Raw genomic sequence first — 19,010 nt, 5'->3', positions numbered from 1 at the left:
GCTATGACCGTTTCACCCTCTCTGATCAACGCCGATCGCGAAGCCGAGTTCCTCGCCGATTGGGCCGTGCATTCGCGTTTCGGCGCCGTCGAGGGCACGAACGGCGTCGACCGGCAGGCGGCGAGCGCGGCCGATGGTCAGCAGCGGAAATGGTTCGAAGAGCTGCTCGTCAAGCACGGTTTCAGCGTGCACCGGGATCCGATCGGCAATCAGTTCGGGCTCCTCGAACTCGCGCCCGGGGCCCCGTATGTGCTGACTGGTTCGCATATGGATTCGCAGCCGACGGCCGGCCGTTTCGACGGTGCCTACGGGGTGATGGCCTCGGCGCATGCATGTTTCGCGATCGCCGATGAGATGCGAGCGGACCCATCGAAGGCGAAGTTCAACCTCGCCGTGGTCAACTGGTTCAACGAAGAGGGCTCCCGGTTCAAGCCCTCCATGATGGGATCGAATGTCTTCACCGGCAAGGCCGAGCTGGAAGCGGCACTGACCACGCGTGACGCTGCTGGAATCACCGTCGCCGAGGCGCTCGACGAGTTGGGAGAACGCGGAGACTTCACGGCCCCGGAGATCGCCTCCTATGCGGAGATCCACGTCCAGCAGGGCCGCAGCATGGAAGAGGACGGAGTGACGATCGGGCTCGTCAATGCCACGTGGGCGGCGCACAAGTACGAGTTCAAGGTCACCGGCGCACAGGCGCACAGCGGGTCGACGCTCATGGCCGATCGGCAGGATGCCCTGCTCGGTGCGGCACGTCTGGTCGTGGCCGCACGGGAACTCGTCGACGACTTCGAGCCCGGTGCCCTGCACACCGCGTGCGGTCAGCTCACCGTCTACCCGAATTCTCCGGTCGTCGTCGCCAGCGAAGTCAGCCTGCTGCTCGATCTGCGCTCCCCCAGCGCCGAGGTGATCGCCGCCGCCCATGAGAAGCTCATGGCCACGATCGCCCAGGTCAGCGCCGATGATCGCGTGGAGATCGAGATCGTCGCCGAGCACAGCTGGGATCAGAACCCGTACTCCGAAGACGGGGTCGAACTGGCACGCACCGCTGCCGAGGACTTGGGACTCACCTCGGCGAAGGTGATGACCGTGGCCGGGCACGATTCGACGAACATGAAGGACGAAGTACCCACCGTCATGCTCTTCATTCCCAGCGTCGACGGGGTCTCGCACAGTCTGGCCGAGTTCACGAAGGACGAGGACCTCGTCTCGGGTCTCCATCACCTCACCGAGGTGGTTCGCCGGCTCGCCGCCGGCGCGCTGGCAGAGTGACCGCGAAGGAGGTCAGTCCTCCCAGGGATTGAGCAACCTGACTCCCGTATTCGCGAAGTCAGCGACGTTCCTCGTCACCAGGGTCAGAGAGTGTGCGAGTGCGGTCCCTGCGATCAGGCTGTCCATGTCGGGCATCGGGTCAGGGACGTGCAATTGCGATGCCTGCACAGCCACTTCGGCATCGACGGCAAGAATTCTTCTGTCGAAGAGCTGAGAAACCTGTTGGTCGAACCACTGCCGAAGGACGGATCCAGCGCGTGCGTCCCGCCGCTCTTTCCGTCGGACTCCGACGTCGAGTTCGAGGACCGTAATGGCGCTGATGGCCAGATCGTCGATCCTCTGTGCGGCGATCCAGGAGCCGACGGGAGTCCGGTTGCCGCGGCGAGCGTCACTGATGATGTTGGTGTCGAGCAGATATCTCACAGTTCGGGCACCCGCAGCGATCGCTGAGAACGGTGCGGCAGATCGAGGTCCGAATCATCGTCGTGGATGACGAGGGCATCTCCGACGAGGTCCGATCTGCCGCTGAGTTGATCGTACTCATCGGCAGTCAGCAGAACGTGCGCGCGACGACCATGTTCGGTGATGGTGACCGGTCCGTGTCTGGCCGCACGTTTGGCCGCCGATACGTCCCGGTTGAATTCCCGACTCGACATCGTGGTCATCATCCACCTCCCGAAATGTCACTACTGTAGGTACATTCTATCTCGGGGTTGTGGACGAATCCATAGCCAGATGCCGAGTGGACAGGACTCTCGGACCCGCGGTCATCAGTCGATGGAGTCGACGTCTTGGTTCTCGTCGACGAGCTTCTTCGCCAGCGGCTCCCACTTGTCGTAAGCGTCGGGGTATCCGGAGTGCTGCACTTCCTGTGCGGCGTCACCGGGTTCGATGCTCTCCCAGTTGTCGATCTGGGTCAGCCCCGGATTGTCGGTTCCGGAGTCGACGCCGTAGAAGGCTTTCGATGCGTACACGGTGTCGGTGACTTCGTCGGCCGATCCCCAGTTCATCGAGGGACGCTGCTGGAAGGCGCCGGCGGAGTCGCGGTCGCCTCCGTCGAGGTCGTTGAGGCTCGATTCCTGCAGCGCGGTCATCACGGCGATCGTCTGAGCCTCCTTCGACAGGTCCGCGCCCTTGCCGACGCCGATGATGGTGCGCGCATTGTCGATCTGCTCCTCGCTCAGCTCATCGGGGTCGTCGATCCCTCCGGTCGAGCCGGCGTCGGACTGGGCTGCTTCACCCTCCTGGCTGACGCCTCCGGAGATCGGGTCGGCCGTGGCCGAGGTCGCCGTTGCCAGGGAGACTCCCCCGGTGAGGACGGCTGCGGACAGTGCAGTCACCGCAAGTGTGCGCGCACGTTTCATCTGTTCTCACTTTCTCTTGATCGGGTGCTCGACCCGGTCGGCGATTCCTGGTGCGCGGCACACGTGGTGGGTTCTGCGGCATCTGCCCTGTGGTCGGCACAGGAACACCAATGCAGAAGGTGCCGTGGAATCGCCCCACACAACACTGACGGACCGATTGGCCCTGTTCAATGCAGAGAGACTTCGAGATGACTTATTCTCGCCGCAACGAATCGTCACGGATCCGTGTGCATGCGATCAGAGTTCGCTGAACGCCGCGCGGTCACCAGCAGTGCTCCCACCCGCCCGTGACCGGGGTCTCGATCCGCTCGTCCGGCGGTTCGCAGGCGCGAGCCAGGGAAATTTCAGGCGCCGGCGGCGATCGATGGGGTCGATCCTCGGCGATCCTGCACTTCGAGGCCGGCCCTGTTCCTCCGAGGCGGCCCTCCTCGTCACATGCATTGTCGCCGCGTCCCAGGCGAGGGGCGCGGCGACGATGTGCGCTCAGGTGCGCAGAGTACGGTCGGCGGATCGGTGCCGCCGGATCGGCATCGGATCAGTGCCGGATCACGGGCCGTTCAGATCACAGACCGTTCAGGCGGTAGGGGACGAAGCTGTCGTCCTGGTCGTACGGGTAGGAGACTTCGTGGGCGACCGAGCCGAGCGAACCGTTCTCCTCGAGGGCGTGATAGGCGGTTTTATCGTCGTTGGCCCAACCGTTGAAGATCACGACGTGGCCGTTGGCGCCTTCAGTGCCGGGGCCGCCCTTCATCAGGACGTCGCCGGGCTTCAGTTCGTCCTTATCGATCTTGTGGGAGACATCCGGCAGGGTCACGGTGTTGAGGCTGTCGTCGAGTCCCCAGGCCATCGAGACGAATCCCGAGCAGTCCATGCGGTACTGCTTTCCCTGTGGATCCGGATGGGTGGTGTCCCAGTTGTAGGGCACCCCCTGGTCGACCCAGGTCTGGGCGCGGCTGATGATCTCATCGCGACGATCATCGGCCTGGGTGGATGTCTTCTGGCCGGACTCCGACTGCGCGGTCGTGGCCTTGCCGGAATCTCCCTGTGCTGCGTAGTTGTGTGCCGGGGCAGCGTCGGCCTGAGCGGGTGCGGTGGCCATCATGGTGCCGCCTGCGAGGAGACCTGCGGTGAGGACGGTGGTGGTGAGTGTGCGTGAAACCTTCATCATCTCTCCTGATCGTTCTCGGGTGTGCATGTGTGATTTCGGAATGTGCGGTTTCGGGTGGTGCGACTTCAGGTCAGCGGAACGGGTCTCAGCTGATCGGGGCAACATCCTGATTGCCGTTGACGAGCTCGGTCGCCAAGGGATCCCACTTGTCGTACTCGGCGGGGAAGGCGGAGCCCTGCACTGCCTGAGCTGCGGCTCCCGGGACCATCGTCTCCCATCCTTCGATCTGGATGAGGCCGAGGTTCGAGCCTTCGGGGTTGACGCCATAGAACGACTTCGAGGCGTAGACCGGGTCGGTCACCTGGGCCAGAGTGCCCCAGCCCATGGACGGACGCTGCTGGAACAGTCCGGCGGAGTCGCGGTCTCCGCCGTCGAGGTTGTAGAGGCTCGATTCCTGCAGGGCCGTCATCACGGCGATCTTCTGTGCCTGCGTCGACAGGTCCGCGCCCTTGCCGACGGCGATGATCGTGCGCGCATTGTCGATCTGCTCCTGGGTGAGCTGAGTGGCGTCCTGAGCGCTCGGAACCTTGCCGCCGTCGAGTGCTTTGCTCGTGAACGGAGCGGCCTCCTTTGAGACTGCAGCCGGCTCTGCGGACGCGGCGGTCGCCATGGAGACACCGCCGGCGATGACAGCCGCGGAAAGGGCTGTCACTGCAGTTTTGCGTACGAGTTTCATCGGTTTCCTGTTCTCTTGAGGGGCAGTTGCCGTGAGCGAGAACTCGAGACCAGCTGAGTGGGGAAGCGATCGGAAACCAGCATCGATCACGCAAGCGATCCTGTCGTTTCGCTCACGTCATCCAGACTGTCCGATCCGATGAGAGGCCTCAACAAACTCCGTTTCAACATCACGTCACAGGGTTCTCAACACGAGTTCAACACCACGTGAACCAGGTCACTCGGACCTGAAAGCCTGCAGCGTCCGATCTCGCCCGACGACGAAGGAGGCACCCACTGCGATGACGCTCGCTGCCGCAATCATGGCGCCGGTGCCGAGCAGTCCGACGATGAGACCGATGAGCGGATTGACGATGACTTGAGGTGCCTGCTGGACGACGATGAGCAGACTCTGAAATCTCGATACCTTGGACGCAGGTGCCAGCAGCACATAGACCGGGAAGACATGCGCAGTGAAGACCACGACCCCGGCCCCGACGAGGACGGTCGCTGCGAGACCCACTCGCCAGTCGGCCGACACAGCCAGCACGATGAGCCCCAGGGCCACGACGCACGGACCGATGACCATCGGAGTCCACACCCGATTCGCAATGCCGCGCCATGCGAACACGGCGCTCGTCAGCAGGCCCCCGGCGATCCATCCGGATTCGATGAGCCCCGCCTCGGCGGCGGTCCAGCCGCGCTCGCGGGCGGCAAGGGGAATGCCGAGGAGTACCGACGGGATCACGGCTCCGGCCGTGAGGGACACACCGGTCAGCAGCGCCGGCACTCCCGGCGTCGTCCGCGCCGCTCGCACCCCGTCGACGATTCCGCGCACGCTGACCGGGTCGGGCAGGTGATCCCCTCGCCGAGGCGGTCGGATCGCAAGCAGGGCGATGAGCATGATCAGGCATCCGAGCACATCGAGCAGTGCCACCCCGGACAGGCTGATGATCCCGATGAGGATTCCGCCCAGCGGCGGGGCGATGGTGCGCGCCAGCTGTCCGGCCATGCCCGATCGGGCCATGGCTGTGCCCAATGATCTCTCGGGGACGAAGAGCCGTGGGAAGACTCCGACGGCGGGCCGATAGAACGCTGCCGCCGACCCGATGAGCACGGCGGCCGCCAGGAGCACCGGCGGAGCCGCCGACCAGACGGCAACGGCGAGCGCGATCCCCGAGCCGATGAGCACGAAGGCGAGTGTGCACGCGAGCATCACCCGACACGGCCCGAATCTGTCGGCGACCGCGCCGCCGAGCAGCCCGAGCAGCACCGCAGGCAGGACGGTGAGCGTGAATACCCAGGCGGCGAGATGAGGGCCGTGGCCGGAGGCTACCCAGGTCAGAGCGAACGCGAGGATCCCGGTGCCGAGTTCGGTGACGACCGAGGTGAGCACCCAGGCGTTGAATCCCTTCGGCAGCGGGACCCGGTCCCTGCCTGAGACTCCCATATCGACGGGGCTCAGGCTCTGCGGGGCATGAGGAGCGCCAGGAAGTCGGGTTGGCTGGGAGCACGCCAGATGAGGGGGTCGTCCTCGTTGCCCCAGTCGCAGATCAGTTCGTCGCCGATTCCCGCGTCGACGATCGACTTCATGGAGCCGGCGGAGAGTTCGAATCTCGACGCGTCCCTCGGCAGCCGCACTCCGGATTCAGGGGACCGGCCTGCGGCTTCGTCGACGAGCCGCAGGATCTCTTGGCGTGAGAACCGGCTTCTGCCTCTGCGGCGCGCGGCGGCCGCCTCCACGGTGCGACCGATGTCGGGGAACCGGCGGTCGGACTGCGACAGGATCGTCGACTCTCCGTCGGAGTGCCCGATCGACATGCGCACCTGTTCGGGGTGGTCGACGGATCCTCCGGTGACAGCGATCGTGAGGGTCACCTCGCAGCTCGTAGTCGGGAGCGACAGCAGCGCCGAGGCGGTGACAACCGTCGACACCCCCACCGGCCTCTTCGGACCGTCTGCGGGCGTCGGAGCATCGATCTCGGCGGGGATGTGCGTGCGCGCCATCAGCACATAACCGTCGGTCACGGCCAAGGTGAGGGCGTCGGGTTTGATCTCCACGCTCAGGTGGTCGAAGGGCGAATCGGCGGGGGCCGTCCCCTTCGGCTGCGCCAGCTGACGCACCGCGGCGGCGAGCACGGCGGAGTCGACCCGAGCGCGGCTGAGCGTCGTCGTCTCGGTCCGGGATCGGAGCACCGATCTCAAGTCGTCGACCAGCGCCGCGGCGGACTCGGCTCGTCCGACGGCCTCGGCCAGCCAGTCGTCGAGGATGGCCTCGGCGATCGCCGGTTCGCTGTCGAGGATGGTCCTGATCGTGCTCAGCCGAAAACCCGCGTCACGCAGACGTCGGATCCAGATCGCACGCTGCTGCTGGTCGAGCGCGTAGTACCGATAGCCGGTCCGGTCCTCGACATGTGCGGGCGACAGAAGACCGCTGCTGTCGTACCCGCGCAGGGCGCTGGCGCTGAGCCCGACGGCACGAGCGAAGTCACCGATCGTCTGCAGCGACCGGCTCGTCGACTGCGGCACTCGTGCGGTGTCGGGTTCGCGGGTGGGATCCATGGACCCATCATCGACTTTCACCCTGACTGAAGGTCAAGAGTGCGGGAGAAAGTCGTTGCGCAGGCACGTCGGACACACAGGACAGTTCCTGAGTCCAGGTCCCTGCCCCTGTGTACGCTGATCCCATGTCCGCGCCGCTGCCGCCAGATGCCGCAACCGCCATCAGGTCCTACCTGCGTGCCGCCGATCGGATCCTGCCCGGCGGCGTCATCGCCTGCGCCGTCACCGGATCGATCGCCCTCGGCGCCTATCGTCCGGGCCGCAGCGACATCGACCTCGTCGCGGTCATCGCCGATGAGTGGCTGGACCGTCCGGATCTCATTCGGCGGCTGCGGCTGCTCCACCTCTCGCAGGTGCCCCGCCTGGTGGTAGAGACGGCGCGCGGACGAGGTGTGAGTGCGTGCTGCAATACCGTCTTCATCGCCGAATCCGAGGTCAGTCGCCCCGTCACCGAGATCCGGCCGATCGCTTCCCATACGGGTGAGATCTTCGATGCGCACGGCGCGTTCGACGTCAATCCGGTGATCTGGAGGGAGCTCGTCGACGGCGGCATCACGGTGCGGGGACGACCGATCGCTGCATGGGATCTCGATGCGCAGCCGGAGGCTCTTCGACCATGGGTCCGCACGAACCTGCGCGAGTACTGGACTCCGTTGGCCGCACAGCTGCGCGACCGACCGCAGAGAACTCCACGCACGCTTGTCCACCGTCTCCTCACGTCCCCACGGGGACTGAGCGCCGGCACGGTTGCGTGGTGCGTGCTCGGTCCCGCGCGCATGCATCACACGCTCGCGACCGGTGAGATCATCGGCAAGGAGGCAGCGGGTCGCCACGCATTGGACGCATTTCCTCAGCATGCCCCCATCACCGAGGTGGCCCTGGCCAAGGTGCGCGGCGCGCGGATCCCGTCCGCACCGTCACGTGCACAGTGGCGGGCATTGACCGCCTCGGCGATGGAGGACATGATCACCGCATCACTCGGCTGATCGACGACCGTGGTGGGTTGAGCGGCCGCCGGGAACTCGACGACGGTTGCGGTGATCTTGGGGTCAGCCGAACTGCCCCTATTTCGCGATGAAGTGGAGGCGCTTATTCACGAACTCACCCATCCCGATCGGACCCATCTCACGACCGAAACCAGACCGCTTCACACCACCGAACGGCAACTCAGCCGCCTCCGCCGCAATCGTGTTCACATGCGTCATCCCCACCTCAAGACGAGCCGCCACACGATCAGCACGCCCCTCATCAGCAGAGAACACCGACCCACCCAAACCAAGAGCACAATCATTGGCCAACTCGAGAGCCTCCTCGTCACTGCCGACCTTGAACACAGTGGCCACCGGCCCGAAGAGCTCCTCACCATACGACTCGGAATCCCGGGGCACATCAACGAGCACCGTCGGCGCATAATACGCCGCCGGGCCCTCTCCCAGCTCACCACCGATGAGCACCCGAGCACCTTCGGACACGGCCTTCTTCACCTGCGCATCAACGGTCTCGGCAGCAGCACGGCTCGACAACGGCACATACTCACCCTCACCCAGATTCATCGGATCCCCCGGAGTAAGTCCGGTACCCAATCGCACGAGTTCGGCAACGAAGTCGTCATAGATGTCGTCCATGACGATCAGGCGCTTGTTCGAGTTGCACACCTGACCGGCGTTATACGTCCGAAACTCCCACGCCTCACGCGCCACCGCCGCAACATCGTCGGCGTCGAGAACAACCATCGGATCGATGCCACCGAGCTCGAGCACGGCCTTCTTCAGGTTCTGACCCGCCTGGGCACCGATGATCGCACCCGCCCGCTCCGACCCGGTCAACGACACACCCTGCACCCGAGGGTCAGCAATGAGCGAGGCGATCTGATCATGCCCCGCAAACAAGTGGCTATATCCACCCGCTGGGACTCCGGCGGCGTGGAAGATCTCCTCGATCAACAGTGCCGACCGTCCACAGATATCGGCATGTTTGAGCATGATCGTATTGCCCAACACGAGATTCGGGGCAGCGAACCGGGCGACCTGGTAGTAAGGGAAGTTCCACGGCATCACACCCAACAGGGCACCGACCGGCAGAGATTCGATCCGCGCGGTACCGGGGATGGTCGACGGGATCTGATAATCCGTGACCAGACTGGGGCCGTGGACGCCGTAGTAGTCGATGATGTCGGCAGCGAACTCGACCTCGTCAACGGACTCGGCATACGACTTGCCCATCTCCACCGAGATCGTTCTGGCGAGTTCGTCTTTGCGTTCATGGAAGATCTCCGCAGCCCGACGCACAACCGACGCCCGCTCCTGAATATCGGTGTCCTTCCACATCAGGTACGTGGAGTGGGCAGCAGTCACTGTGGACTCGATCTCGGCATTCGTTGCCTCGGGGAAGGTCTCGACGACCTCGCCAGTGGCGGGATTCTGAACACGATAGTTCGACATGGTTGCTCCTTCGCAGTCTCGGGTCGGAATTGCATCTGCGCGACCGGAGACGGTCAATGGTGAGAATTTCTGGTGGGCGGTCAGTGCTGCGACCAGGGCAGCGCGCCCGGATATGGGGATTGTGAGGCGATGAATGGCGTCGCTGCGGCCCCATCACCGCAGTCAGTTATCACCCATACCATCGACGGAAGCGCCCGAATCGGCGCGAACGATCATTCCGAGTTGATCGTAATACAGGTCACGGAGTTTCGCCGAGGCGGCCGCCCACCGACCCGAGAATAGATCCGTCATCGAGGCGGCCCCATCTCGGGAAAGGCATTGCTCAGAAGAAACGGACGGCCAGAAAGGATGATCCAACTGGCCGTCCGAAATGAATTGCGGAACGAGCAGTGAGTTATGCGACGGCAGTTCCTTCGAGCTCGATCATCTGGCCAGGGATCGCCAGTCGAGTGACTCCGAGCATCGTAGTCGTCGGCGCAGCGCCTGCTGACCCGAGCTTCCCGGCGAGCAGCCCATAGTGTGGGAACAGTGCGTCCACATCGGTGGTGTAGACGTTCAGACGGACCAGATTCGACAATGACATGCCAGCTTCGGCAAGTACGGCCTCAAGGTTCGCTGTGGCCAGCGACAGTTGGGCTTCGATGTCACCATCGTGCTGTGGTCGGCCGTCACTGCTCATCGCTGTCTGTCCCGAGATGTAGAGGGTCCGAGTCTCCCCCGAAACGACCTCGCCCTGATTGAATCCCAATTCCTGTGACCACGTCACCGGATTCACTGCTGTGCGTTCCATTGCTGCTCCGTTCGTCTGCTAGGCAACGCCGCCTGCCCTGTGGCCGCCTTCTCAGACGTTGCACTGACAGCCTCCCAACTAATCACGACACCTTGTGGCGTGATTTCTGGTACAGATTGATTTATGCGAGCAGACCGCCTCGTCTCGTTGGTGTTGCTGTTGCGCCAGCGAAAGCGAATGACCGCCGACCAGCTGGCCGGTGAGCTCGAAGTCTCCACACGCACAGTTCTGCGCGACATCGACGCTCTCTCAACCGCAGGTGTTCCCGTCTACGCCGACCGCGGCCGACACGGCGGCTATTCCCTGCTGCCAGGCTTTCGCACCGAATTGACCGGACTCAACTATGACGAGGCACTCGCACTTCTCACTGCCGGATCAGACCGCGGCGAGAAGGTATTCGGCCTCAGCGCATCGCTGGCCTCGGCGATGCGCAAGGTCGTCGACGCGTTGCCCGAAGGCCACAGGATGCGCCTCGATGATGCAACCGAACGGTTCCTAGTCGAGCCGGAGGCCGATCTGCTCTCCCGACGCGTTACCACGGAACACTTGGCCACCGGGATCATGAGCGAGGTCCGCGACGCGGTGCTCAACGGCCGCCGACTGCAGTTCGACTACTCGGCACCGGGTCAGGAACCGAGCCGCCGAACTGTCGACCCGATCGGACTGGTCACTGTCCGCGGACGCACCTATTTGATTGCCACGAAGTCCGGGGAAGATCGGACCTACCGTCTATCTCGGATGCTCAGCGCCGAGTCGCTCCCGGAAGCTGCGCAACGGTCCGCAAAGGTCGACCTCGACCAGGTCTGGGCCGACCGAGTCGCACACTTCCTCTCCGACGATCACCTCCCCGTCGTCGTCCGCGTCAAGACCGCACGGCGCGAGGAGGTGCTGAAGAATGTGAGCGCAGTCCGGGGTGAGGAACCCGAGCAGGACGATTGGGTCCGCCTCGACGTGAACTACGAAGACCTGCGTCACGCGGTGTGGGCGACGTGGCAGTTGGATACGGACGCCGAAGTTCTATCGCCGCAGTCTCTCTGTGATGCGCTGTACATGCGCGCCAGTAAGCTGACCGCTCTCTATCGATCCTGAGCATCCATCCCGACCGACACGAGGGGCAAGTGAACCTAGCGCACGACTTCGCGGTGTGTGGTGTCGAGTCGGCGCGTCCAGCCCCGGCCGTCGAGGTGTTCGAGCAGGGGGATGACGACGCGTCGGGTCGTCCCCAGCGCCTGCCTCGCCTGGCTCGTCGTGAAGGGCTGGTCGAGACCGGCGAGGATCCGCATCGCCTGTGCAGGGGTGCGCGGAGACACGATGATTCCGTCGCCGAGGCGCAGGATCCGTCCCGCCTTCTCGGCGACCGCGAGCTCCCGCGCTCCGAGGGCGAGTTCGCGCAGATCATCGGCTTCCGGTGCGGCGAACGGGTCGGCTGCGAGTCGGCGCTCGATCTCGGCGATACCGGCTTCGGCGGCACCGAGGCCTGCGGTATGCCCGGGCGGGCGGACCATTCCGTCGACGGCTTCGAGCCCGGCTCGCGAGATGATCTGGTTGAGCAGTGCGCGAATCGCGCCGCCGGAGCCTTCGGGCAGAGGCAGAGCCGGTTGGATTTTCGCCTTCGCCGGGGAGTCGCGTTTCGGTTCGGCGCCGCGTCTGCGACCTGAGTCCGGAGTTCGCTGAAGTGCCTCTGCGACGGCTTTGACGGGCACTCCCGCGGCCATCGGCGTGGCGGCGAGTTCGCCTCGGACCAGGGATTTCGTCGCCCCGACCCAGGAGGTCAGCGTCGGCGAGTGGACGAGCCACTCACCCACTTCCTCAACATCGGCAGGCAAGGATTCGTCGACGGGCACCTGCAGTCCGAACCGGGTAAGGATGGTGCGTTCGACGGCTCCGCGGCGGGCCACCTCGGCGAGGATATCGCCTTTCACAGGATGCTCGGCAAGCTCATGAGCTCGCCTGGCGCCGTCGCCTCGTCGGGACAGTTCGGGCGGGTCGACGTCGAGCACGAGGAGGCCGGCGAAGACGTTGCGGCTTCCTGGCGCGCGGAGCACGATCCGGTCGCTGACCTGCAGGGGAAGCGGTCGGTCGAGGGTGAGCCGGGCGTGGTCGGCATCGAATGCCCGCAATCGTGCGGGCACGGCGGCGGTGCCGATATGGGCCATGAGTTTGTGGATGCCGGAGTCGAGGGTCTCGCCCATGGTGCGGCGCACGTCGATCGTGTCGACGATCGGCCAGGTCCCACTCGTGAGCAGTGCGTCGCCGCGGTGGAGGTCGTCGGCGGGGACATCGCGCAGGTTGACGGCCACGCGGGCCTGCGGGACCACCTCGGTAGTGGTGGAATTACGGGACTGCAGACCCCGCACACCCACGATCCGGTCGATGGTCTCTCCGCGCAGCTCGACTGTATCGCCCGTGGTCAGTGTGCCTGCCGTGAGGGTCCCGGTGACGACGGTGCCGGCTCCCTTGATGGTGAAGGCCCGGTCGACCCACAAACGCACCCTCCCCGAGGTGGTCGGAGGCTCGGCCGTGGCCGTGACCTCGTCGAGGACGCTGATGAGTTCGGGCAGGCCCTGCCCGGTCGTGGCTGACACCGTGACGATCGGCGCTGCTTCGAGTGGTGTTCCACGCAGCTGCGCTCTGACCTGAGCTTTTGTGGTCTCGACGGAGTCGGGGGCGAGGTCGGCCCGGGTGATGACGACGAGGCCGTGGGTGATGCCGAGCGCATTGATCGCGTCGCGATGGTCAGTCGATTGGGCTTGCCAGCCCTTGTCTGCGGCGATGACGAAGCAGGCGATGGGGGCGGGGCCGAGCCCGGCGAGCATGTTCGCAAGGAACTTTTCGTGCCCCGGAACGTCGACGAAGGCGAGTTCGCGGCCCGAGGGCAGGGTCGTCCAGGCGAAACCGAGGTCGATGGTCAGCCCGCGCTTCTTCTCTTCGGCCCACCGATCGGGCTCCATTCCGGTCAGGGCATTGACCAGCGTCGACTTCCCATGATCGACGTGTCCGGCGGTGGCGATGACGAAAGTGTCAGGCATTGTCAGCACGGACTCGCTTGATGGCGGCAGCGATGCGGTTGTCTTCGCTTTCGGGTACGCAGCGCAGGTCGACCAAGCATCGTCCCTGGTGGACTCGGGCGACGATCGCAGGATCGCCGCGGCGCAGCGGTTCGGCGAAGGCTTCGGGCAGTTCGACTGCCCAGCCGGACAGGGGCACTCCGGGGGCTCCCCCGCCGCCGACTCGTCCGTCGTGGTCGACGATCGTGGCACCGACCGCCTCGGCGAGAGTCTCGGTGCGTTTCCGCAGGTGAACTGTGTCGATGTGGAGGGCGTCGTGGATCGGGTTCGCCGTGTGCGTGATCGTGGCTTCCAGCGCAGCGAGGGTGAGTTTGTCGGTGCGCATCGCTCTGGCCAGAGGGTGTTTGGCCAGTGTCTGCACTGCTTCGGTGCGGCCGAGGATGAGTCCGGCCTGCGGGCCGCCGAGGAGTTTGTCGCCGGAGACGATGACGAGGTCGGCGCCGGCGCGCAGGGCGGTGTCGATGTCGGGTTCGTCGGGCAATGCCGAGTCGGGAGTGAAGAGTCCGGAGCCGAGGTCGACGATGAGCGGCAGGTTGTGCTCGTCGGCGAGTCCGCGCAGTTCAGCCACGTCGACGGAGGAGGTGAATCCTTCGACGCGGAAATTGCTCGTGTGCACCTTGAGCAGGCAGGACGTGTCGTCGCTGATGGCCTCGGCGTAGTCGGCCACGTGGGTGCGGTTCGTCGTGCCGACCTCGCGCAGGCTGGCGCCGGTCGTCGTCATGAGGTCGGTGAGGCGGAACCCGGCACCGATTTCGATGAGTTCGCCGCGGCTGATGATGATCTCGCCGGAACCTGTGCCGCGGCCGCGCACCGCAGTGACGGCCAGCAGCAGGGCGGCCGCACCGTTGTTGACCACGAGGGCATCCTCGGCAGCCGGGCTCGCCTGCAGCAGGGCGGCCTTCGCTCCGGTGCCCCGCTTGCTGCGTTTACCGGTGCCGAGGTCCATTTCGACGTCGACATATCCGGCCGCCTCGGTGATCGCCTGGGTTGCCGCAGGTGAGAGCGGTGCCCGGCCGAGGTTCGTGTGGACGAGGATGCCGGTGGCGTTGAGCACTGGGGTCAGGGAGGAAGCCGAACGGGAGCTGAGCTTGGAGGTGATGGCGGGGGCCACCTCGGCGACGGGGATCTCGCCGGCTCGGGCGGCGTTCTGCACCTCGGAGATGATGGCCTTGATGGTCGCCTGGTTGAGGCGCTCACCTGCTGCGATGACCTCGGGAAGGGCGAGGAGATGATCCGTGCGCGGAATGGATCGACGCGGGTCGGACTCGACCATCTGACCTCCTCCTCTGTGCGGGGTCACGGCGGCTCCGCTTGGTCGGCGGGACCGCGAAACGGTTGGCGGAGGCGGACGGGAATCGAACCCGCCAGACCGAGATACTCGGTCTCACTGGTTTTGAAGACCAGGGCGCCCACCAGGACACGGACGCCTCCATAAGGAATCCTATCGCGGGTATGAGCGAGGTGAAGCGAAGGGCCGATGCGGCCGGGGCGGCGCTCGATTGACCAAACGAACCAGTATCGAGCGCGCCGGTACCGATCTTCCGACCGAGTTCACTCACCATTCGCTCAGGCTTCTCCGAGCGCGGCTTAAGGTGACAAGGTTCCCAGCCATCACCGCTCGAAGGTCGTCATGCCCTCTTCGCTTCACCCTGCCTGGTCACACCGCCGACCCCATCCCACCGGAGGGCGACTGTTCATCCCCGCCATACTCGCCACACTGGCGGTCCTCGCTGCCCATGTCGCACCCATCGGAACGCTCACCGGTCTTCCGGGTCCCGCCTCGACACCGGCCCATGCTGCAGCACCAAGCGAGGACGACCTCGGCAGGGACGGGTCGGCACTGCGCGACGTCGAAACCAAACGCGTGGCTCCGGGACTCGACCTGACGAACTTCTCCCGTCTCGAGGACGGAGGATGGAACAACGGCAATGTGCTCACCGCGGACCTCACCACGGACTCCCTGTCGATGGACGTCCGCGACACGGGAAAGGTCGCCGGCGCCGGTACCACCAGCGAGATCATGGCGGGCGGACCCGAGGGGAAGAAGGCCGTGGCCGCCGTCAACGGCACGTTCTTCGACATCAACCAGTCGTGGGCACCGATCTACACCTCGGTGTCTCAGGAGGGAATGCGCATCGGCTCGAAGGAGGCCAAACCGGCGCTCACGCTCGAGGACAAGAAGGCAGCCGTGTCGATGCTCTCCGCTGCGGGAACGCTGACCCATGACGGGCAGGAGACGGAACTCGGCGGATTGAACAACCCGGAGCTGAGCCCCGACACCATCGGTGTGTACAACGAGGCGTGGGGAGACCATACGCTCGACCGTCCGGTCGGCGGCCCCGATGACATAGCCGCCGAGATCGCCCGCGTCACTGTCGTCGACGAAAAGGTCACCGAAACCTCGGGCATGGTGGACGAAGCGGGCGACCCGGAAATCCCGGCAGACGGACAGGTCCTTCTCGGCCGCGATGCCGGGGCGAAGACGCTATCGGAACTCGAAGTCGGCGACGACGTCGATGTCGAGATCGGACCGAGTGAGGACGTCGACATGGGGATCGCGGGCAGCCACCAGATCCTGGCCGACGGCTCGGTTCCCGACCTCCCCGCCGGCGACCTTGAAGACACCGAACACCCGCGCACCGCGGTGGGCATCAGCAAGGACGGTTCGGAACTGTTCGTCACCACCATCGACGGACGCAGCGAGTCCTCGGGAGGCATGAGTCTCGAGGACATGGGCGAGTTCTTCTCTGACATCGGCGCCTACAACGCGGTCAACCTCGACGGCGGCGGGTCGACGACGATGCTCGCCCGCACAGCCGGCGCAGATGCTCCGGCACTGCAGAACGACCCGTCCGACGGTAAGCAGCGCACCGTCGCCAATGCCCTCGTCTTCTACTCAGACGCCCCCGCAGAACAACTGGCCGATGCGCAGATCGAACCCGAACTCGACAGACAGACCACCGTGCTCAAGGGGCTGAGCCGATCAATGAAGGGCACCGGGCTCGGTAAGAATCTCGAACCGATCGCCTCCTCCGGAACGTTCTCCGCCGACGGCGGAGTGAAGCTCGCCGACTCCGATGAGTCGAACGCCCGCGTGACCGGTGAGACCACCGGCAAGGGTCGCGTGAGCTATGCCGTCGACGGGCACACCGCGCGACAGGACCTCGATGTGCTCGGCGAACCGGTCGGACTCTGGCCGAGCGCGCGTAGCATCAACCTGCAGGACGACGAGGACTCGCAGACGGTGTCCCTGACCGGCTTCGACTCCGAGGGCAGGCGTTCTCTCATCGAAACCGGGGACATCGAGGTCGACGCCGACGAAGGGCTGAGGGTCGACACCGACAGCCTCGGCGAACTCGTCGTCTCCGCCGATTCGTCGACGGCTGGGAAAGGCAAGGACTCCCGCGACGACGAACCGACGTCCGGGAACGTGAAGCTCACCGTCGGAGACGTGACAACGACGATCCCGGTGACCGTCGGCACCGAAACGACCGAGGTCCTCGACTTCTCCGACACCTCGGCGTTCACCGACGGGAAGGATCGGGCGAGCGGATCGTTCGCAGCCGGGGAGCCCAGCCCGGACGGTAAGCCGAGCATCGATCTCACGTATGACTTCACCACCTCCTCGGCGACGCGCGGCTACTACCTCATCCCGAAGGAGCCGGTGAAACTGGAAGGCAACACGGTGGCGTTCGAGATGATGGTCCGCGGCGACGGCACCGGGGCCTGGCCCAGGCTGCAGGTGAGCACTCCCGACGGCACGGTGACGAACATCGACGGCGACCACATCACCTTCGACGGGTGGCAGAAGGTCCGCTTCACCGTCCCCGAGGGGCTCTCCCAACCGCTCACCCTCGAACGGATCCGGATGATGGAGACCCGGTCTGCCGAGAAGTACAAGGGGGACATTTCGATCTCGGACCTCCAGGCGATCTCCACGCCCGAGACCGACGATCCGGCCGCCTCGGCGCTGCATGATCCGGCGCTGCTGACGACCGGGACCGTCGCTGACCGTCCGCAGAACATCGCCGTGATGAGCGACGCCCAGTTCGTCGCCACCGACCCGGATTCCGAAGCTGTCAAGGGTGCCAGGCGGACGCTCAAGGAGATCCGTGCCGCAAAGCCGAACCTGCTCGTCATCAACGGCGACCTCGTCGACGAGGCCTCTCCGGAGGATTTCGAGCTGGCGAAGACGATCATCGACGAGGAGTGGGATGAGTCGATCCCCTACATCTACGTGCCCGGCAACCACGAGATCATGGGTGGGGAGATCGACAACTTCGAGGCCGCGTTCGGTTCCCCGACGGGCGAGCGCACCGTGGGGCGGACGAAGATCGTGACCCTGAATTCCTCGGACGGAACGTTGAACGGCAGCAATGATTCACAGTTGAACATGCTCGAAGACGCCCTCGACGAGGTGGCCGAACGTGACGAGCTCACCGGCATCACCGTGTTCTTCCACCATCCCCCGCAGGATCCGCTGCCGTCGAAGACGAGCCAGCTCGGGGACCGGCGGGAGGCCGAGGAACTCGAGAAGAAGCTCGGAGAGTTCCGCAAGGACAGCGGGAAGTCCGCGGCCGTGATCAACGGGCATGTGGGGGCGTTCCACGGGTCCGCGGTCGAGGGTGTGAGCTACCTGATCAACGGAAACTCCGGGAAGGGTCCGGCCGGCACTCCGGCGACCGGCGGATTCACCGGGTGGACGATGCTCGGCGTCGATCCCGGAGTCGGCGACGTCGGTGACGATCCGAGCACGGCCGATCGGGTCGGTTGGCTGGCCGCGGAGACGAAGCCGCGCGTGGATTCGATCTCGTTGGAGGCACCCGGCTCCCTGGCCCCGGGTCAATCCGCGGATGTCGCGGCATCCTTCACACAGGGTGAGCGCACCGTGCCCGTCGGTTGGCCGGCGACCGCCCAATGGGGCGGCGACGGTGTCGTGGTCGATTCCGGCGCCGAGGTGGACATGCAGCAGGCGACGGGTGCGAAGGTCAGTGCCCAGTCAGTGAAATCGGGGGTCCCCGAGGCGGCCTCCGACGTCGTCCGCGTCAACCCGGCGACGGGTCAGATCACCGCGGAGAACCCGGGAACAGCGACCCTCGAGGTCACCGTCAACGGCAAGACCGCGAAGGCCACCGTCGAGGTCGCGGGTGAAGAACCGCCTCCGGGTCCCGGCGATGACGACGGATCTGAGGACAGCGGCGCATCGGCCGACAGTGCGGGAGCTGAGGACGGCTCCGACGCTTCCTCCGCGGGAGGCGAGGACGGCTCATCGGAGGGGTCGGACGATGACGGCGCCTCGACCAAGGCCTCGGCCGGTGCCGATGAGGATTCCTCGGCGGGAAGCGGTTCGGACGGAGCCTCGTCGAATGCCTCTTCGAGTGCCTCGGGCGGCAGAGAGGCGAGCGGCTCGTCGGACAGCGAATCGGACGGCACTTCGTCGACCGCCTCGTCGAGAAGCGATGCGAACGCGGACGGGTCGTCTGACGGGAACGGCGATCTGCCACGCACCGGCGGACCGGTTCTGCTCACCGCACTGCTCGGCGCGTTGCTGGTCATCGGCGGAATCATCGCCGTCCGCGCGGCCCGCGCGCGGCGGGCCGGCCGCCCGGCGGGGAGGCACTGACCCGGGCGAACGGCCGGCCGGACGCCCGTACGGAGGTGCACGGCCGCCTCGGCGACGGAGTGGAATCG

General features: G+C 65.5%; 15 protein-coding genes and 1 tRNA gene. 4 read left to right on the top strand and 12 right to left on the bottom strand.

The genetic code is table 11. The features are described 5' to 3' along the window. Positions 1-3: 3 nt before the first annotated feature. A complete protein-coding gene (locus HIM68_RS14470; protein WP_172173330.1) occupies positions 4-1,272 on the top strand; it encodes a M20 family metallo-hydrolase in 1,269 nt (422 codons plus the stop codon). Between the two features lie 12 nt (positions 1,273-1,284). Here HIM68_RS14470 and HIM68_RS14465 read toward each other — a convergent pair whose 3' ends face one another. The 7 genes from HIM68_RS14465 to HIM68_RS14435 form a co-directional block, all read right to left on the bottom strand. Then, positions 1,285-1,695, bottom strand: a complete 411-nt coding sequence (locus tag HIM68_RS14465) for a type II toxin-antitoxin system VapC family toxin (RefSeq protein ID WP_172173327.1) — start codon at positions 1,693-1,695, stop codon at positions 1,285-1,287. Then, entirely contained in the window at positions 1,692-1,937 is a 246-nt protein-coding gene (locus HIM68_RS14460) for a type II toxin-antitoxin system prevent-host-death family antitoxin (RefSeq protein WP_172173324.1), read from the bottom strand. Before HIM68_RS14460 ends, HIM68_RS14465 begins: the two co-directional genes overlap by 4 nt. A gap of 105 nt (positions 1,938-2,042) precedes the next feature. Then, the gene (locus HIM68_RS14455; protein WP_172173321.1) at positions 2,043-2,636 is read right to left on the bottom strand and encodes a hypothetical protein; all 594 of its coding nucleotides are present in this window, start codon (positions 2,634-2,636) and stop codon (positions 2,043-2,045) included. A gap of 562 nt (positions 2,637-3,198) precedes the next feature. Beyond that, positions 3,199-3,801 carry an NlpC/P60 family protein gene (locus tag HIM68_RS14450; protein ID WP_172173318.1) on the bottom strand — a complete coding sequence of 201 codons (603 nt, stop codon included), beginning with the start codon at positions 3,799-3,801 and terminating at the stop codon, positions 3,199-3,201. A gap of 88 nt (positions 3,802-3,889) precedes the next feature. Then, positions 3,890-4,456, bottom strand: a complete 567-nt coding sequence (locus HIM68_RS14445; protein WP_308423777.1) for a hypothetical protein — start codon at positions 4,454-4,456, stop codon at positions 3,890-3,892. Between the two features lie 240 nt (positions 4,457-4,696). After that, positions 4,697-5,908, bottom strand: coding sequence for an MFS transporter (locus tag HIM68_RS14440; protein ID WP_172173312.1), 1,212 nt, complete (start codon positions 5,906-5,908; stop codon positions 4,697-4,699). 11 nt (positions 5,909-5,919) lie between these two features. Beyond that, entirely contained in the window at positions 5,920-7,020 is a 1,101-nt protein-coding gene (locus HIM68_RS14435; protein ID WP_172173309.1) for a MerR family transcriptional regulator, read from the bottom strand. Positions 7,021-7,145: 125 nt separating this feature from the next. On the opposite strand from HIM68_RS14435, the gene HIM68_RS14430 reads away from it, so the two are divergent. Then, complete coding sequence (locus tag HIM68_RS14430; protein WP_172173306.1) at positions 7,146-8,006, top strand: nucleotidyltransferase domain-containing protein; 861 nt, start codon at positions 7,146-7,148, stop codon at positions 8,004-8,006. 78 nt (positions 8,007-8,084) lie between these two features. On the opposite strand, the gene HIM68_RS14425 is transcribed toward HIM68_RS14430, so the two are convergent. Next, positions 8,085-9,461, bottom strand: coding sequence for an NAD-dependent succinate-semialdehyde dehydrogenase (locus tag HIM68_RS14425; RefSeq protein WP_172173303.1), 1,377 nt, complete (start codon positions 9,459-9,461; stop codon positions 8,085-8,087). 394 nt (positions 9,462-9,855) lie between these two features. Next, positions 9,856-10,251, bottom strand: a complete 396-nt coding sequence (locus tag HIM68_RS14420) for a RidA family protein (protein ID WP_172173301.1) — start codon at positions 10,249-10,251, stop codon at positions 9,856-9,858. 123 nt (positions 10,252-10,374) lie between these two features. On the opposite strand from HIM68_RS14420, the gene HIM68_RS14415 reads away from it, so the two are divergent. Then, positions 10,375-11,340, top strand: coding sequence for a YafY family protein (locus HIM68_RS14415; RefSeq protein ID WP_172173299.1), 966 nt, complete (start codon positions 10,375-10,377; stop codon positions 11,338-11,340). A gap of 35 nt (positions 11,341-11,375) precedes the next feature. On the opposite strand, the gene selB is transcribed toward HIM68_RS14415, so the two are convergent. From selB to HIM68_RS14400, 3 genes are all read right to left on the bottom strand, one after another. After that, positions 11,376-13,280 carry a selenocysteine-specific translation elongation factor gene (gene selB, locus HIM68_RS14410; protein ID WP_172173296.1) on the bottom strand — a complete coding sequence of 635 codons (1,905 nt, stop codon included), beginning with the start codon at positions 13,278-13,280 and terminating at the stop codon, positions 11,376-11,378. After that, complete coding sequence (gene selA / locus HIM68_RS14405; protein ID WP_172173293.1) at positions 13,273-14,592, bottom strand: L-seryl-tRNA(Sec) selenium transferase; 1,320 nt, start codon at positions 14,590-14,592, stop codon at positions 13,273-13,275. Before selA ends, selB begins: the two co-directional genes overlap by 8 nt. Positions 14,593-14,655: 63 nt before the next feature. Beyond that, positions 14,656-14,750, bottom strand: a tRNA-Sec gene (locus HIM68_RS14400). A 199-nt stretch (positions 14,751-14,949) separates the two neighbouring features. Between HIM68_RS14400 and HIM68_RS14395 the strand changes: the two genes are divergently transcribed. After that, positions 14,950-18,942, top strand: coding sequence for a phosphodiester glycosidase family protein (locus HIM68_RS14395; protein ID WP_172173290.1), 3,993 nt, complete (start codon positions 14,950-14,952; stop codon positions 18,940-18,942). Positions 18,943-19,010: the final 68 nt, after the last annotated feature.

Origin of the sequence: Brevibacterium sp. CT2-23B, from assembly GCF_013168765.1 — a bacterium.
Lineage (GTDB): Bacteria > Actinomycetota > Actinomycetes > Actinomycetales > Brevibacteriaceae > Brevibacterium > Brevibacterium sediminis.
The sequence above is the reverse complement of the archived record's forward strand: the minus strand, read 5'-3'. Positions and strand labels throughout refer to the sequence as shown.

Bases quoted from the DNA above. Each gene is read 5' to 3' on its own strand.
- HIM68_RS14435 (WP_172173309.1), bottom strand. From the start codon at position 7,020: ATGGATCCCACCCGCGAACCCGACACCGCACGAGTGCCGCAGTCGACG.
- selB (WP_172173296.1), bottom strand. From the start codon at position 13,280: ATGCCTGACACTTTCGTCATCGCCACCGCCGGACACGTCGATCATGGG.
- HIM68_RS14470 (WP_172173330.1), top strand. From the start codon at position 4: ATGACCGTTTCACCCTCTCTGATCAACGCCGATCGCGAAGCCGAGTTC.
- HIM68_RS14430 (WP_172173306.1), top strand. From the start codon at position 7,146: ATGTCCGCGCCGCTGCCGCCAGATGCCGCAACCGCCATCAGGTCCTAC.
- HIM68_RS14415 (WP_172173299.1), top strand. From the start codon at position 10,375: ATGCGAGCAGACCGCCTCGTCTCGTTGGTGTTGCTGTTGCGCCAGCGA.
- HIM68_RS14420 (WP_172173301.1), bottom strand. From the start codon at position 10,251: ATGGAACGCACAGCAGTGAATCCGGTGACGTGGTCACAGGAATTGGGA.
- HIM68_RS14440 (WP_172173312.1), bottom strand. From the start codon at position 5,908: ATGGGAGTCTCAGGCAGGGACCGGGTCCCGCTGCCGAAGGGATTCAAC.
- selA (WP_172173293.1), bottom strand. From the start codon at position 14,592: ATGGTCGAGTCCGACCCGCGTCGATCCATTCCGCGCACGGATCATCTC.
- HIM68_RS14450 (WP_172173318.1), bottom strand. From the start codon at position 3,801: ATGAAGGTTTCACGCACACTCACCACCACCGTCCTCACCGCAGGTCTC.
- HIM68_RS14460 (WP_172173324.1), bottom strand. From the start codon at position 1,937: ATGACCACGATGTCGAGTCGGGAATTCAACCGGGACGTATCGGCGGCC.
- HIM68_RS14455 (WP_172173321.1), bottom strand. From the start codon at position 2,636: ATGAAACGTGCGCGCACACTTGCGGTGACTGCACTGTCCGCAGCCGTC.
- HIM68_RS14425 (WP_172173303.1), bottom strand. From the start codon at position 9,461: ATGTCGAACTATCGTGTTCAGAATCCCGCCACTGGCGAGGTCGTCGAG.
- HIM68_RS14395 (WP_172173290.1), top strand. From the start codon at position 14,950: ATGCCCTCTTCGCTTCACCCTGCCTGGTCACACCGCCGACCCCATCCC.